The organism is Paraglaciecola sp. IT1134 (assembly GCF_058068185.1).
Genome location: NZ_CM176486.1, coordinates 528,073 through 543,917, shown reverse-complemented (window position 1 = coordinate 543,917; position 15,845 = coordinate 528,073). Strand labels below are relative to the sequence as shown.

At 45.9% G+C, this 15,845-nt stretch carries 10 protein-coding genes; 5 read left to right on the top strand and 5 right to left on the bottom strand.

Annotated features, from left to right (window positions below):
* The first annotated feature begins 126 nt into the window (after positions 1-126).
* On the top strand, positions 127-3,468 hold the full coding sequence (locus tag AC3RV5_RS02425; protein WP_489730411.1) for an amidohydrolase family protein: 3,342 nt from the start codon (positions 127-129) through the stop codon (positions 3,466-3,468).
* A 66-nt stretch (positions 3,469-3,534) separates the two neighbouring features.
* Here the strand turns inward: AC3RV5_RS02425 and AC3RV5_RS02420 are convergent, their stop codons facing one another.
* Entirely contained in the window at positions 3,535-3,696 is a 162-nt protein-coding gene (locus AC3RV5_RS02420; protein ID WP_489730410.1) for a hypothetical protein, read from the bottom strand.
* Complete coding sequence (locus tag AC3RV5_RS02415; RefSeq protein WP_489730409.1) at positions 3,693-4,175, bottom strand: hypothetical protein; 483 nt, start codon at positions 4,173-4,175, stop codon at positions 3,693-3,695. The genes AC3RV5_RS02420 and AC3RV5_RS02415 overlap by 4 nt, the downstream gene beginning before the upstream one ends.
* Positions 4,176-4,415: 240 nt before the next feature.
* On the opposite strand from AC3RV5_RS02415, the gene AC3RV5_RS02410 reads away from it, so the two are divergent.
* From AC3RV5_RS02410 to AC3RV5_RS02400, 3 genes are all read left to right on the top strand, one after another.
* On the top strand, positions 4,416-5,435 hold the full coding sequence (locus AC3RV5_RS02410; RefSeq protein WP_489730408.1) for a GGDEF domain-containing protein: 1,020 nt from the start codon (positions 4,416-4,418) through the stop codon (positions 5,433-5,435).
* Positions 5,436-5,665: 230 nt separating this feature from the next.
* Entirely contained in the window at positions 5,666-7,750 is a 2,085-nt protein-coding gene (gene fusA / locus AC3RV5_RS02405) for an elongation factor G (RefSeq protein WP_489730407.1), read from the top strand.
* Positions 7,751-7,912: 162 nt separating this feature from the next.
* Positions 7,913-9,562, top strand: coding sequence for an amidohydrolase (locus AC3RV5_RS02400; RefSeq protein ID WP_489730406.1), 1,650 nt, complete (start codon positions 7,913-7,915; stop codon positions 9,560-9,562).
* A gap of 100 nt (positions 9,563-9,662) precedes the next feature.
* On the opposite strand, the gene AC3RV5_RS02395 is transcribed toward AC3RV5_RS02400, so the two are convergent.
* From AC3RV5_RS02395 to AC3RV5_RS02385, 3 genes are all read right to left on the bottom strand, one after another.
* Complete coding sequence (locus AC3RV5_RS02395; RefSeq protein WP_489730405.1) at positions 9,663-10,418, bottom strand: LytR/AlgR family response regulator transcription factor; 756 nt, start codon at positions 10,416-10,418, stop codon at positions 9,663-9,665.
* Positions 10,419-10,652: 234 nt separating this feature from the next.
* Positions 10,653-11,399: a LytR/AlgR family response regulator transcription factor gene (locus tag AC3RV5_RS02390; RefSeq protein ID WP_489730404.1), complete on the bottom strand. Its 747-nt coding sequence runs from the start codon at positions 11,397-11,399 to the stop codon at positions 10,653-10,655.
* A complete protein-coding gene (locus AC3RV5_RS02385) occupies positions 11,392-12,480 on the bottom strand; it encodes a sensor histidine kinase (RefSeq protein ID WP_489730403.1) in 1,089 nt (362 codons plus the stop codon). Before AC3RV5_RS02385 ends, AC3RV5_RS02390 begins: the two co-directional genes overlap by 8 nt.
* Before the next feature lie 359 nt (positions 12,481-12,839).
* On the opposite strand from AC3RV5_RS02385, the gene AC3RV5_RS02380 reads away from it, so the two are divergent.
* Positions 12,840-15,821, top strand: coding sequence for a TonB-dependent receptor domain-containing protein (locus AC3RV5_RS02380; RefSeq protein ID WP_489730402.1), 2,982 nt, complete (start codon positions 12,840-12,842; stop codon positions 15,819-15,821).
* Positions 15,822-15,845: the final 24 nt, after the last annotated feature.

The window sequence follows — 15,845 nt, the reverse complement described above, 5'->3', positions numbered from 1 at the left end:
AACTTAAGTTGGCACTAGCTTGTTTAATACTGCCATGTCTGAGATGTGCAATTAGATAAATGCAGCACGTTTTTGTATCTTGGTACCGACAATAATTCTAATAATAATGCTGATCAGGGAACACCTATGCACCAACGTATCGTTAGCTATGTGCTATTAATTTTTTTGTGTGGATTTAGCAGTCTGTCTTACAGTCTGCCACAGGATGATCAACCCCAAGCAACAGAAGAAACAGAAGAAACAGACGAGCCCCAGTGGGATGTGCTTAAGCCCCCTTTCCCACTATCTTCTGTGTCGATAGACACGGAGAAAACCACTTGGTCGAGTCTGGATATTACCCCAGATGGTAAACAGTTCGTTTTCGATATGTTGGGGGATATTTACCTGAGCAGTATTGAGGGTGGTAACGCCACTTCCCTGACCCAAGACTTTGCCTGGAACATTCACCCTGCGGTTAGCCCTGATGGAAAAAAGATCGCCTTTATCTCAGACCGCGACGGTTTATCTAATGTCTGGGTGATGGATATAGACGGCAGCAACCTCGTTCAGGTCACAAAAGAAAAAAACAATCTGATCCATTCGCCCAAATGGAGCCCAGATGGCCAATATATAGCGGTGACTAAAGGTATTATGTCCAGTCGCAGTATACCCGCAGGCGAGATCTGGTTATACCATCACGCAGGGGGAGATGGACTAGCGATCAAGACCCGCGTCAATGGCAATAAAGATCAAAAAAATATTGCTGATCCGGCGTTTTCACCAGACGGAAAATATCTGTATTATACCCAGGATGTCACTGGCGGCAGTACCTTTGATTACAACCGGGATCCGTTGAAAGCACTCTTTGCTGTTAGTCGCTATGAAATGGCCACCGGTGAAGAAGAGCACTTTGTCAGTGGTGCGGGTGGAGCTGTAGTGCCCACCCCCTCACCGGATGGCAAGCAGCTTGCCTTTATTCGCCGGGTACGGGAAAAAACCGTGTTGTTCATTAAAGATTTACAAACAGGTGCGGAGACCCCAGTTTATTTAAATTTAGAGCGGGATATGCAGGAAGGATTTGGCTCCGAAGGTTATTTCCCCTATTTTGACTGGACCCCGGATTCCAAACAGATAGTCTTTTGGAGTGCAGGCACTTTTCATAAACTCACCCTTAGTAGCCAAAATGTAGTTGATATCAAAATTCAGGTGAGTGCCGAGGTTCAATATGCAGACGCCTTACGTTTTGAGGTAGATGTAGCACCAACAGAATTTGATATAAAAATGACCCGCTGGGCACAGAAATCCCCAGATAATAAAAACATCATATTTCAGGCATTGGGCAAACTCTACGTTAAAGAACTCAAATCAGGCAAAACCCGCCGCCTGACCAAACAACAGGAATATGACGAGTTTTACCCGCGCTATTCACTTGACGGCAAATACATAGTGTATACCACTTGGAATGATCTAAAGTTGGGCAGTGTGCATATCATGGCTAGCAATGGTGGCCGCGACAGAGTCATTACCCCATCCCCTGGCCACTATATAGAACCAAGCTTTTCTACTGATGGAAAGCTTGTGACTTATGTTAAAAAAACCGGTGGTCACCTGCTCAGTCCTGAATATTCTATGGAGCCAGGTATCTATGTGGCAGACCTGAAATCAGGCACCAGTAAACGGGTGGCAAAAATCGGTTCAGCCCCCCACTTCGCCGGCGACAATAAACGGGTCTATATCACTGACACCGTGGCGGATACAGATTACCCGGAACAGCAGTTAATCAGTGTCGATATTAATGGAAAAGACCAGCGTGAACATTTATATGGTGCCGATAAAGTTGCCGAATATCGCTTATCACCAGACAAAAAATGGGTGGCATTTGTTTATCAGTATAACGCTTATGTGGCGCCCTTTGTGGATACCGGCAAGCGTATCGACATCGGTCCTAAAACCACCTCTTTGCCCATCCAACAAGTATCTAACCGCGCCGGTGAGTACCTGACTTGGCGCAGTGACAGTCAAGCGGTAAGTTGGTATCACGCCGCAACCTTCTATGAGCGTGAACTAAAAGACACCTTCGCGTTTGTCGACGGCGCACCCAATACCTTGCCAGAGCCTGTCACCGAAGGGGTATCGTTGTCATTTGTGCAACAGGCAGATAAACCGACCGGTTATAAGGCGCTGGTAGGCGGCACAATAGTGACTATGCGCGATGCAAACAACCAACAAGAAGTTATCCAGGACGGCGTCGTGCTGATCAAAGATAACAAGATCACCCAGATTGGCAAACGCGCTGACATCACCATCCCCGGTGATGCTTTGCAAATCGATACCCGAGGTAAAACCATACTGCCGGGTTTAATCGACACCCATGCTCATGGTTCACAGGGCAGCAACGAGATCATTCCCCAGCAGAATTGGGCCATGTATTCGGCCGTGGCCTTTGGGGTGACGACTATTCACGATCCGTCCAATGACACTTCGGAGATATTCTCAGCCAGCGAATTACAACGGGCAGGCAAGATAGTTGCCCCACGCATCTACTCTACCGGCACGATTTTATATGGTGCCGAAGCCTTGGGCTATAAAGCCATTATTAACAGCTATGAAGATGCCCTTTATCATCTTGGCCGCCTTAAAGACGCCGGCGCGATTTCGGTCAAAAGTTATAACCAACCTCGCAGGGATCAGCGCCAGCAAATACTGGCCGCTGCCCGTGAACTTAAACTTATGGTGGTACCTGAGGGGGGCGGAAAATTTCAGCAGAATATTTCTATGTTGGTCGATGGCCATACAGGCCTGGAGCACTCGTTGCCCATTGCCCAGGGCTACAACGATCTGAGCACGTTATGGGCTGCCACCAAATTTGGTTATACCCCAACCTTCGTGGTTTCCTATGGCGGTTTAATGGGAGAAGAATACTGGTATGACAGAACCGAGGTATGGAAAAATGAACGCCTGTTGCGTTATACCCCAAGCTACTTACTTGACGAAAGGTCGATTAGACGCCCTACTGCACCAGACAATCAGTACAATCACGTGCAAGTGGCACAGTATGCTAAATTATTACGTGATAAGGGTGTGAGTGTGCAAATTGGCGCCCACGGCCAAAGAGAAGGACTGGCGGCCCACTGGGAGCTATGGCTGATGACTCAAGGTGGATTCACGCCCTGGGAAGCTCTGCGCGGCGGCACCATAGACGGCGCCCGCCATTTGGGCATGGACAAACAAATTGGCAGCATTGAAGTGGGCAAACTGGCGGATATGATGGTAATAGACGGCGATGTGCTTAACGATATCCGCCGCAGCGAATATATCCAATATACCGTACTTAACGGCAGGGTTTACCAGGCAGAGTCGATGAACGAAGTTGGCAGCAAAAGCAAACGTCAGCCGTTTTTCTTCGAACAGCAAAACCAGCTATTTTTGCCAGATGCAACTGGCGCTGAGATACAACAAAAGGCTCAAAAACATCATTGGGTACATTAATCTCAGCCATAACATAAGCCGCTATAAAAGCCCGATTAAAGATTAACCTTTAATCGGGCTTGATTTTCAACTTTTCGACCAGCGCTGTATAGCCACTAATGCAGCGGCGATAAACGCCAATACCAACAACACATTTGTCAATACCCCTAAACTGAAATGCGGCGTACTAAGCAGCAAAATCACGGCAATTAAGGCAATGACTAACGCAGTAGGACTTTTGGGATTCATGGATTAACCTCCGCTTCTTTGTCGCAGCATATACAGCGTGTGGTATAGGTTTGGGTACGATTCGACTTACGCGTCCGAAACCCTGCTGTACCTGTGCCCCAGCCTAAACCGAAACCGATGCCAACGACCAGGTACACAATAAAACGCACCTCGATTTCGTATTGTATGGCCCCCTCGCATCCTTCTAACTGACATACTTGTTTGGTAATACTGTCTATATAAGCGTCGACCTCATATTCAGAACTAACGATAAAGCCGACCTGATTCAAACCGGTTATGACGGTGCGCTCTATCTTCGGCAACTGTTTACAGCCAAAGGAAACATGAACTTCGGCGCCTATACCTATGGTGGCTGTGGTTTGATGTTCAAACAGATCCAGGGGATCGAGGGGATCGAGCTTGAAATGCGTGGAAAAACTTTGCTGCTTAACTGCTCTATTTTCCTCGCCCTGAAGAGTTGATACTTTTTTTCGCATCATTTATCTCCCGTTTATTATTTCGTAATGGTGTCTGACAGTATTAGTATTGACCGTCATTGCTAAATTGCAAACCAAGACGGGTAAATGTGGGAGATACCCGCTCTATTCAAAAAAAACCAGGATTTTCTGCAGATGGGTTTTAGCAATATGATTGAATAGGCATATTTATAAAGGATAGATTTATGGGAGATAAATGTGTGTAAACTAGGGAAGCTGTTTGCATTTATATAGGTAATGATGATGTCGGACAAACCTTTTGAAGATTCTTTTGCCACCCTAAAACAAACTATTCCGTTATTACTGAAACATAAAATACCGGCAATCCCCACTAACTACGCCCTTTGGTATACCTATGCTGCCAACAAGACGCCTGCGCTAACTGCGGTCATGAATGAGGTGGTGGAAAATAATACTGCTTTGTCCGTGGCACGCACAGAGGATCTTTATCGTTCCCATGTTGCCCAAGAACAGGAAGTGAGTGTGTGGGAACTGCGCCAGTCCCTAGAAGCTATGGTTATCGAACTTTCCCAGTCTGTCCAGGACACTCGCTCCCAAACCAACTCATTCAAAAGCACCATGGATACTTGTATGGATGATTTGGCCAAGGTCGAAAAAGAAGGTTTGTCGATAGAAGAAGTCATGGATTTAGTACGTACTCTGGTGCAACAAACGAAACGTATTCGCGGTACCACCTTGTCGTTTAATTCCGCACTAATAGACGCTGAGCAGGAAATCACCCGTTTACGCAGCCAGTTGGAACAAAGCCAACATCAAGCACTTTACGATGCACTAACGGGCCTGTGTAACCGGCGCTACTTCGATGAAGAGTTAGCCACCCACGCCCTTAGGCCCGACCTATGTTTGATACTGGCTGATCTGGATCATTTCAAGAAAATCAACGATTCTCATGGTCACGTGATGGGGGATCTCGTGCTCAAAGCCACGGCCAAAAAATTGCAGGCTATGTGCCGGGACGGTGCTCAAGCTTTCAGGTTTGGCGGGGAAGAATTCGCCGTGATAGTGCCTGATTCAAGTATTTCCAAGGCCAGGCAGATAGCAGAAACCATGCGCAGAGCGATAGAGAAAATTGCCGTCAGAGACAAACGTAGTGGTGAAATATTGGGTGATATAACCGCGTCTTTCGGAGTCGCAAAATTACAACAAGGTATGAATCCCCTAGCCCTTATTGAACTGGCCGATAAACACTTATACGATGCCAAAAACCTCGGCCGTAATCGGGTTTTGCCCCTAGCAAACTAGCATGAAATATCCCTGGTTGTATTTGATAGCCAAACATTTTGCTGTTTAATTAGGCAACACCTTTATTACCCTGAGCAAACAAGGTAAAATCCGCCGGTTCCAAATTTATGTTTACACTAACTGGCCAGGAAAGTGTAAAACTTTAGAGTTAATCTAAAAAGAAAAACGGTATCCTGCGGAATTATCTTGTATAATCCCGCGCAATTTTTACTCAGACTGAAGTTGAAGCAATGACAGACTTATCACATTACAGAAACATCGGTATTTTCGCCCACGTTGATGCGGGGAAAACTACCACCACAGAACGAATCTTGAAACTGACTGGTAAAATTCACAAGACCGGTGAAGTGCATGATGGTGAATCTACCACTGACTTTATGGAACAAGAAGCTGAGCGCGGTATCACTATCCAGTCTGCTGCTGTTAGCTGTTTCTGGAAAGACCACCGTTTTAACGTTATCGATACTCCTGGACACGTTGACTTCACCGTAGAAGTATATCGTTCACTGAAAGTATTGGATGGCGGCATTGGTGTATTCTGTGGTTCAGGTGGTGTTGAACCACAATCAGAAACCAACTGGCGTTATGCCAACGAATCAAAAGTTGCACGGGTTATTTTCGTGAACAAACTGGATCGTATGGGTGCTGATTTCTACCGTGTTTGTGGCCAAATCAAGAAAGTATTAGCGGCCCACCCTTTGATCATGACATTGCCTATCGGTATTGAAGATGACTTTGTGGGTGTCGTTGACGTACTAACCCGTCAAGCCTATATATGGGATGACACAGGTTTACCAGAAAACTTCAAGATTGAAGACGTGCCTGCCGACATGGTAGACAAAGTTGAAGAATACCGTGAAATGCTAATCGAATCTGCGGTAGAACATGACGACGACATTATGATGTCTTATATGGACGGTGAAGAACCGAGCATTGAGCAAATCAAAGCCTGTATCCGTAAAGGTACCCGCGACCTGGCATTCTTCCCGACTTTCTGTGGTTCAGCCTTTAAAAACAAAGGTGTGCAAAACGTACTTGACGCAGTGGTAGACTATTTACCTGCTCCAGACGAAGTAAACCCACAGCCACTTACCGACGAAGAAGGTAATGCCATAGGCGAATTTGCCACAGTATCAGTAGATGAGCCTTTCCGCGCATTGGCGTTTAAGATAATGGATGACCGTTTTGGCGCCCTGACCTTTATTCGTGTTTACTCAGGCAAACTGACTAAGGGCGACTCCATACTTAACTCATTCACCGGTAAAACCGAGCGCATAGGTCGCATGGTTGAGATGCAAGCCGATGAGCGTTTAGAAATCAGCTCCGCCCACGCTGGCGACATTATCGCTATCGTAGGTATGAAAAACGTGCAAACTGGTCATACTTTATGTGATCCCAAACATCCTTGTACTCTGGAAGCCATGGTATTCCCAGAACCCGTAATCTCAATTTCGGTAACGCCGAAAGATAAAGGTGGTTCTGAAAAAATGGGTATCGCTATCGGCAAGATGGTAGCTGAAGATCCTACCTTCCGGGTTGAAACTGACATTGATTCTGGTGAAACCATCCTTAAAGGTATGGGTGAATTACACTTGGACATCAAAGTTGATATCTTGAAGCGTACCTATGGTGTTGATTTGATTGTGGGTGAGCCTCAAGTTGCTTATCGCGAAACTATCACGCAAGAAATTGAAGATTCTTATACCCATAAGAAACAATCTGGTGGTTCAGGTCAGTACGGTAAAATTGATTACCGCATCAAACCTGGCGAAGCAAACTCTGGCTTCACTTTTACTTCTAAGGTTGTAGGTGGTAACGTTCCTAAGGAATTCTTCCCGGCTATCGAGAAGGGTTTCAAAGGCATGATGGGCACAGGCGTATTAGCCGGATTCCCGGTGCTTGACGTTGAAGTTGAATTGCTAGATGGTGGCTTCCATGCCGTAGATTCATCTGCCATTGCTTTTGAAATCGCCGCTAAAGGTGCATTCCGTCAGTCCATTCCTAAAGCTGGCCCTCAGTTGATTGAGCCTATCATGAATGTTGATGTGTTCACCCCTGACGACCACGTTGGTGATGTAATCGGCGATTTAAACCGTCGTCGCGGCATGATCAAAGATCAAGAAGCGGGTGTAACAGGTGTGCGTGTTAAAGCTGACGTCCCCCTTTCAGAAATGTTTGGTTATATCGGTAGCCTACGTACGATGACATCAGGTCGTGGTCAGTTCTCTATGGAGTTCTCACACTACAACCCATGCCCTAACAACGTAGCCGAAAAAGTCATCGCCGAAACCAAAGAGCGTAACGCAAAAAAATAAGTATTCACCTTTAAAAGTGATACGAGCCCCGCTAGTGTGAACTACCGGGGCTTTTTTATGCCGGTAAGTTTTTGCATGACTCATCAACGCAGACAAAAAAGTGAGTTGCAAGCCTAGGAGTTTTAAGGCAGCGTAAGGACACTAAAATATTAAGGACGATTTATGCGCTATTTCATTACGCTTGTTTTCACATTGGTCAGCGTTACCATTTTTGCCGCACCAAGCCATATCAGCAATGTTAATGGCTACACCCTAAACGACAGTGGTCAGCTGGTACGTTTTAGCGACATGGTATTTGATGGCGGTAAAGTCGTAGCCATAGCGAATACATCGCTCACTGCGCAATACCCTGACGCCACATCTATAGACGGAAAAAATAAGGTGATGTTGCCTGGCTTGATTGATGCCCATGGGCATATTATGGGCCTGGGGGAAACCTTGTTACAGGTAGATGTACGGGATATTCCATCAGCGCAGAAAACTGCCCAGAAAGTCAGGGATTATGCCCAGCAAAATCCCCAACTGGGCTGGATAACCGGGCGTGGCTGGAACCAGGTACTTTGGTCAGAAAAACAGTTTCCGCTGGCAGCACAACTGGATGAATATATAAAAGACAGACCCGTATGGTTAGAGCGAGTAGATGGCCACGCTGGATGGGCCAACAGCAAAGCCTTGGCGCTCGCCGGTATCACCAAGGCCACACTTGACCCACCGGGAGGCAAGATATTGCGGGATGCCCAGGGCAACCCCAGCGGTGTACTGATAGACAATGCCATGCCTCTGATGCTCAAGCATCTTCCCAGTACATCAGAAAACGTATTAGCGGCCAACCTCAACGCTGCAGGTGAACACTTACTTTCTCTTGGCATCACCAGTGTGCATGACGCAGGCATAGATAATGGGGTATACGAATACTACCAAAGACGCATGCACGAACAGAGCTTACCTGTTCGTATCTACGCCATGATCGCGGCGACCGAGCCCGCTTTACCAAAATTGCTTAAACGCGGTGCGATACAGGATCAATACGATTTTTTATCTATCCGTAGTGTAAAAGTTTATGGCGATGGCGCGCTTGGCAGTCGCGGCGCAGCCATGCTGACGCCTTATACCGACGCACCGGAAAATAGCGGTTTATTACTGACCCGAGAAAAAGACTTAACTCCCTTGTTTGATTTAGTCCTGGACAGCGGTTTTCAGCTTAATTTCCATGCCATAGGGGACAGAGGGAATCGCCTGGCGCTGGATCATTTTGCTGATACATTTAAACGGATCGGCGGCAAGACACTGCGTAACCGTATCGAACATGCACAAGTTATTAGCCTAGATGATATCCCCAGGTTTAAAACTTTGGGTATCATCCCTTCTATGCAGCCGACTCATGCCACAAGTGACATGAACATGGCTGAGGAGCGCATTGGGGCCCGGCGCCTCAAAGGCGCTTATGCCTGGCAGAGCTTTTTAAAACAGGGCACGCCTGTCGCCTTCGGATCAGATTTCCCAGTAGAACTGGCCAATCCCTTTTTTGGCTTACATGCCGCAGTCACCAGGCAAAATCGACAAGACCAACCCCAAGGTGGCTGGATGAAGGAGCAGGCAGTGTCTATCGATCAGGCCTTTCGGGCGTTTACTCTTGATGCAGCCTATGCCGCCCATCAAGAAAAGGTTTTAGGCACACTCACCCCAGGGAAATGGGCGGATTTCATCCTAGTCGACCAGGATATTTTCAACGTACCGGCAAGCCAGTTATGGCAAACAAAAGTGCTGGAAACCTGGATAGGCGGGCTGCCGCGTTATAAAGCTAAGCAGTAGGTCGTTAGATAATACAACGCCACGCAACGACAGAAAGGTTTGACTACCGGCATGAGTGAGCGCTCAAACTCAAAGGATAAACAGCAATAGTTAATTTTGCTTAACTGAGTAATTCGCTGAGTTTGCTTTTGTTGCGTCTTGAAAGCGTCAAGACTTCCCCAGTTTTTAGCAATACCACATAGTCTCCCTTATCATTTGGGCGCAATTCACGAACGCTGGTGCGCCTGACGATGGTTGAGCGATGTATACGGGTAAAGAGCTCTGGATCGAGTTGTTTTTCCAAAACACTCAAGGTTTCCCGATGCAGTACAACTTTGCCATCAAATAAATGTATTTCGGCATAATTACCCGCGCCGGCAATAAAGTTGATATGTTCGACCCCAATCAAACGGATCCGCCCCGGCTCCTTTACGGCCAAACGATTTTTATATGCCTGGTTGTGTTTACTGTCAGCTGCGTACAATAACTCTGACAATTTAGTGCAATTGGTTTCGACCCTGGCCCTGACTTTAGTGCGGGCTCGCTCCAAGGCGGTGTAAAAACGCTCATCTTCAAATGGTTTAAGCAGATAATCTATCGCATTGAGCTTAAAAGCTTCGATAGCATATTCATTGTGGGCAGTTACAAACACAATCACGATTTTCGGGTCGAGCTTTTTTGCCAACTCAAGCCCCGAATAACCTGGCATCTGCATATCTAAAAATATTATGTCAGGTTGATTTTGCGCAATTTTGGCCAGGGCGTCGGTACCATCTTTGGCCTCGTCTACAGACGCAATATCTACTTCGCTGGACAGGAGTAACGTTATAATATTACGGGCGATTTGCTCATCATCTGCGACTAGTACCTTAAACATATGCCCCCTACGGGTATAGTTACCGCGGTCTCATAGTGACCGTTATCTATTATATTGCGCTAATGTATTGTTTGCCTGATAAAGATTAAGGCAAGCGCTATTGACAATTATTTAACCCGATACCGAATCCATGGTGATTTTACTATTGGGCGACTTTATTCACCTCAAACAAGTTATTGGAGAATTATGCAGCAATAGATTCCACGGTTCCCACAAATGGGCTATTGAACAAATTCATATACCTAATTTGTCAGTATTATTGCGGGACATAGCCAAGGCTTTGCCACAGGTCAAAATCACCATATAGTCTCCAATCTCGTTGATTTTTAGCTCTTTAATACAACTATTTCTGACGATAGAGGAGCGATGTATGCGCAAAAACACATCGGGGTCGAGCTGTGTTTCGAGGTTCACCAGTGTTTCTCTATGCAAAACTTGCCCGCCGCCACTAAGGTGTATTTCTGCGTAGTTTCCAGCTCCTGTAATATACTCGACCTGATCTACATCTATCAGGCGAATGCGGCCCAGATCTTTTATCACTAACCTTTTACGATACAAATTGTGTTGCTCAGCGACCATCTGCTGCATAAGTTCAGCGATATTAGTGTATTCCTGGGTGAAGTTTTCGGCTATTTGCTGTTTAGCCTTATCGAAGGCCTGGACGAAACGCTCGTCGTCATAAGGTTTTAACAGGTAATCGATAGCGTTAACATCAAACGCTTTCACCGCATATTCGTTGTATGCCGTAACAAATATCACCACACACTTTTCTGACAAATGTTCCGCTAATTCTATACCGGACATTCCAGGCATTTCAATATCAAGAAAAATAAGTTGCGGCTGATATTTTACCGTCATGGCCAAAGCTTGATTACCGTCTTGTGCTTCGAGGATCTCACATGGGTACTTTTGGGTGGCGATGAGTAATTTGATTGTTTCCCGAGAGAGTTTTTCGTCATCAGCTATCAAGATTCTAAGCACCATCATCTCCTAAGGGGATAGTCAATATAGTTTCGAATAATTCCCCAGGCAAGGGTTTGGCTTCTAACTTAAAGTTGGCATAAATTTTCATTAGTCTTTCATGAGTATTTGTCAGACCGACCCCAAAACCTTTATGGCTATCGTTTTCAGCCACTGTGTTGGTTAGCTTGATATTTAATTCATGTTTATTTTTACTGATCTTGAGTCTGATGACGTTCATGTTTGACTCTAACTGTGAGCCATGTTGTACCGCATTTTCAACCAGGGGTTGCAGTAACATATTGGGAATTTCAATTTCCATGCAGTTTTCATCAATCTCTAATTGTACGTCCAGCTTATCGGTAAAACGCATGTGCTGAATAGCCAGATAACGCTTGATAAATGCGACTTCGTCATAAATTTTCACATCCCTATTGTTTTTATTCTCCAGTATTTTGCGCAACATAAAGCTAAGATCTGAAAGAGCCTGAATGGCTTGTTTCTCTCGCTTTAGGCGCACCAAACTTGCCACAGTATTTAAGGCATTAAATAAAAAATGTGGATTAAGCTGCGTGCGTAATGTTTTAAGTTGTTCGTTGATTAACGCATTTTGCAGACGCTTGACTTCCAGGTTCTCGCGCATATGGTTATCGTAAAATATGATGCCAGAAGATAGAGATAACACACAGAGATAGATCAGAATATCCAGGTGGAAGGTGTTAACTACCTGGTTAGCAAAAAACGCCCAAAAACCACTTAATGGCTGCGTTGCAAGTATTAAATACAAAAAACTCGAAAGCAGCCAATACAGGACAAGCAATATCAGCATGGAGGCGAAATGCATACTTATTCTGCTTATTAAAGAGAGACCCAAGCTGGCAACAACACGGGAGAGAAGGTGAATTAATAACGTCAGGCCTATCCAGGTAAAAAACCAGGGGCTGATTAACCACCATATTTTCAACCAACTTTGGGCATGACCAGTGCCTTCTAAGGCGCTAAATTTAATCTGTGCATAAATAGCATGCACGGCCAACCAAAAAAAAACACTTCCGAAAATAAAGTATTTATTTGGCAAATATGTTTTTAAGGACTCATTCATTCCATAATGATCTCAAGGGTTTGGACACAAACACTGACGGTTTACAAGTAATTTGGCTAGAGACTGTAAAGGTAGCCAGAGGAGGCAATAGCCGTTCCCCCCTGGTTCACTGGAATTCTCTAGATTTAAGATCCCGTTAAGCTACACCTAAAACTAGCAGACTTATTCGTATTTAGAGCATTAATTCCCATTTAATCCTTCAAAATTTACTTTTCATCACATGGTTCCCCCTCTTGGCGGAAACTGGCTAGTTAAGTGTATGGCTTAAGCCTAGCTTATTCCTAGATAACTTAAGTTATCGCATAAAACCATAATAACTTCCGTTTAAGTAAGTATTTAAATGGACAGGGAGAGCACACATGTTTATTAATTCTAAACTGGCCAAGTCGGTTAGATTGGCTATTGCGTTCGGGGCGGCAACTGCCACCCTTTTCACCTCTCATACTCTACAAGCGCAGGAAGATCCTCAAGCACAACAGACAGCAGAAACCGATGTTGAAGTAGTATCTATTACTGGCAGCCGTATTCGTGCACCTGGTGTTGAATCCTCTAGCCCCATATTTTCCATGGATGCTAAAGAGATTGGTTATTTACAACAGCCCGAATTTGAACGAGTTATTCGTTCACTGCCCTCTACTATTCCCGCTGATGGGGGCAATGTTAATAACGGTAGTGCCGGTGCAGCGACCATAGATTTACGCGGTCTGGGGCCAGAACGAAACCTGGTACTAATGGACGGCAAACGGATGGTGCCTTATAACACCGATGGTCGAGTGGATACCGCTGGGATACCCACGGCGCTGATAGACCGTATTGACGTGGTCACAGGGGGCGCGTCAGCCGTTTATGGCTCAGACGCCATAGCCGGTGCGGTTAACGTAATACTCAAACGCAATTTTCAGGGGGTAGCTCTGGATCTAAACCACGCACAGACAGGTGAAGGTGATGGCGACACCGATAATATTTCCATCACTGTCGGTTCCAATTCTGATGATGGTAGAGGCAATGCAGTGCTCTCTATGAGTTGGATGGAACGTAAACCTGTGTTACTGGGGGATCGTCCCCTAGGTCTATTCGGCATAAACTCAAACACAGGTTCCGGTTTGGCAGAGTTCCGTGCCGGTGAGCCCGCCATACTACCTCCAGCCGGTTGCGGTGGCCCCTTTGTCGTTGATTTAGAAGGCAGCGGTTCAACTACCGCGATCCCAACACGTTTTGAACTAATAGGCACTGGCGTAGATGGCCAATTCAGAGAAGATGGCGGGCTGGGGCCAGAATGTAGTGTATTTAACTTCAATCCGTTTAACTTCTATCAAACTGGCGCTACTCGTTATGCGGCAACCGCCATGGCCCGTTATGAAGTGACTGATCAGGCGGAACTCTATTCGACCTTTAATTATACCAACACTACCGTAGATCAGCAGGTTGCTCCATCAGGCACCTTTGGCCAAGCCTTTGATATTCCGTTGGCTAACCCCTTTATAGGTACCCAAGCATTGCAGTTTATGTTGGACGGCGCGAATGGCGCGGTAGCTGACGGTTCACTATTAGACGGCGGCAGTTGGAATGATGTTAACGGCAATGGAGTAGTCGATACCGAAGATTATCTGAATGTCAGATTACGTCGCCGCACCCTGGAACTAGGTCCGCGCACCGAGAGTTTCGGCGCTGATCTGTGGCAAATTACCACGGGTGTGCGTGGCACTGTATTTGAAGAATGGGGTTATGACCTATCTTATCAGTATGGCGAGTCTAACCGGACGACCGTTCGTGATGGTTATACCAACTTAACTAACATTCAAAATGCTCTGGATTCAGTTGACGGAGTCACCTGTGCCAACGGTGATGGAAGCTGTGTGCCTATCAACCTGTTTGGCGGTTTCGGCACCATTACTGACGAAATGGCAGGTTATGCAAGAGCCGTTGCCTTGCAACAACAGAAATACGTACAAGAAATTGGTAGTTTGATCCTTACCGGCCCTGTAGATGTTATTACCATGCCCACAGCCGACTCGCCGTTAGCAGTCAGTTTTGGTTATGAGCACCGCAAAGAAACCGGTAGCTTAACCCCTGACGAGTGTTTGAAGTTGGCACCTGCTAGCTGTCAAGGTGGCGCTGGCGGCAACCTGTTACCTATATCAGGTGGTTATAAAGTTGACGAATTTTTCTTTGAAGGCATTTTACCGGTATTAGACGGTCAACCTTTTGCCGAGAAACTGGACATTGAAGTGGGCTTTAGGACCTCAGATTATGATACGACAGGACGCACGGATTCATGGAAGGCCGGTTTGAACTGGCGTCCAGTGGAGCCCTTGCTGCTTCGCGTGATGCTCCAACAAGCTAACCGTGCTCCTAACGTGGGGGAATTAGCTTCACCTGTGGTCACAGGTTTGGATAATGCTGTAGTCGACCCTTGCTCCAGAGAAAATGTCGGTAATATCGATGCTGCACTAACTGCCTTATGTATTTCAACGGGCATGACGGCCGCCCAAGTAGGTGTTATTCCGGATATCATCTCCGGACAAATTAATACCTTTAACGGTAGCGATCCGAATGCTTTGCCTGGACCTGAAGAGGCGGATACCTTTACCGCCGGATTTGTATGGACACCAGAATTTAACGGGGTTGAAGACGTGACTTTCTCGTTAGATTATTATGATATTGATATCAAGGATATTATTGGTAACTTCTCTGCCCAGGAAATTCTGGATGGCTGTTATAATGATGCAAACCCTACCGAATGTGCCAAAATAAATAGGATTGGAGGTGATTTAACCGGCTCCAGCGCAGGGGTGGATCAATTTACCACTAACCTGAATTTCTTGCGTGCCGAAGGGATTGAGATCGGATTTAATTTTGGATTTGATTTGGATGACATGGGTAGCTTGACCTTCTCCGGTAATATCAATAAATATCTAACCCAGGAATCGCAAAGTTCGATCAATGTACCGGTAATAGATTGTAAGGGCTATGTGGGTACCAGTTGTGATCCGATCTCAGATTTACGTTGGATCCAGCGGACAACCTGGGAATGGAACGACTTGACGGTATCCTTGCAATGGCGCCATACCAGTGCTGTGGACGTCGAGCCGCCTGAGATTGACTTGCGTTTCGAAGAGTTCAGAAGTATAGACTCATACGACTATGTTGACTTATTTGCCAGCCTTCAGCTAACTGAATATGCCACTGTCACCTTTGGTGTAGATAACCTGTTCGAAAAAGATCCACCTGTTGTAGGTAATGACTTGGGTGATACCAGTTCTAACAATGGTAATACCTTCCCCAGTAACTATGATCCACTAGGTAGTGTGTATCGGGTAGGTTTGAAGTTTAGGTTTTAGACACTTAGCGGTGTCAAAGTAAAA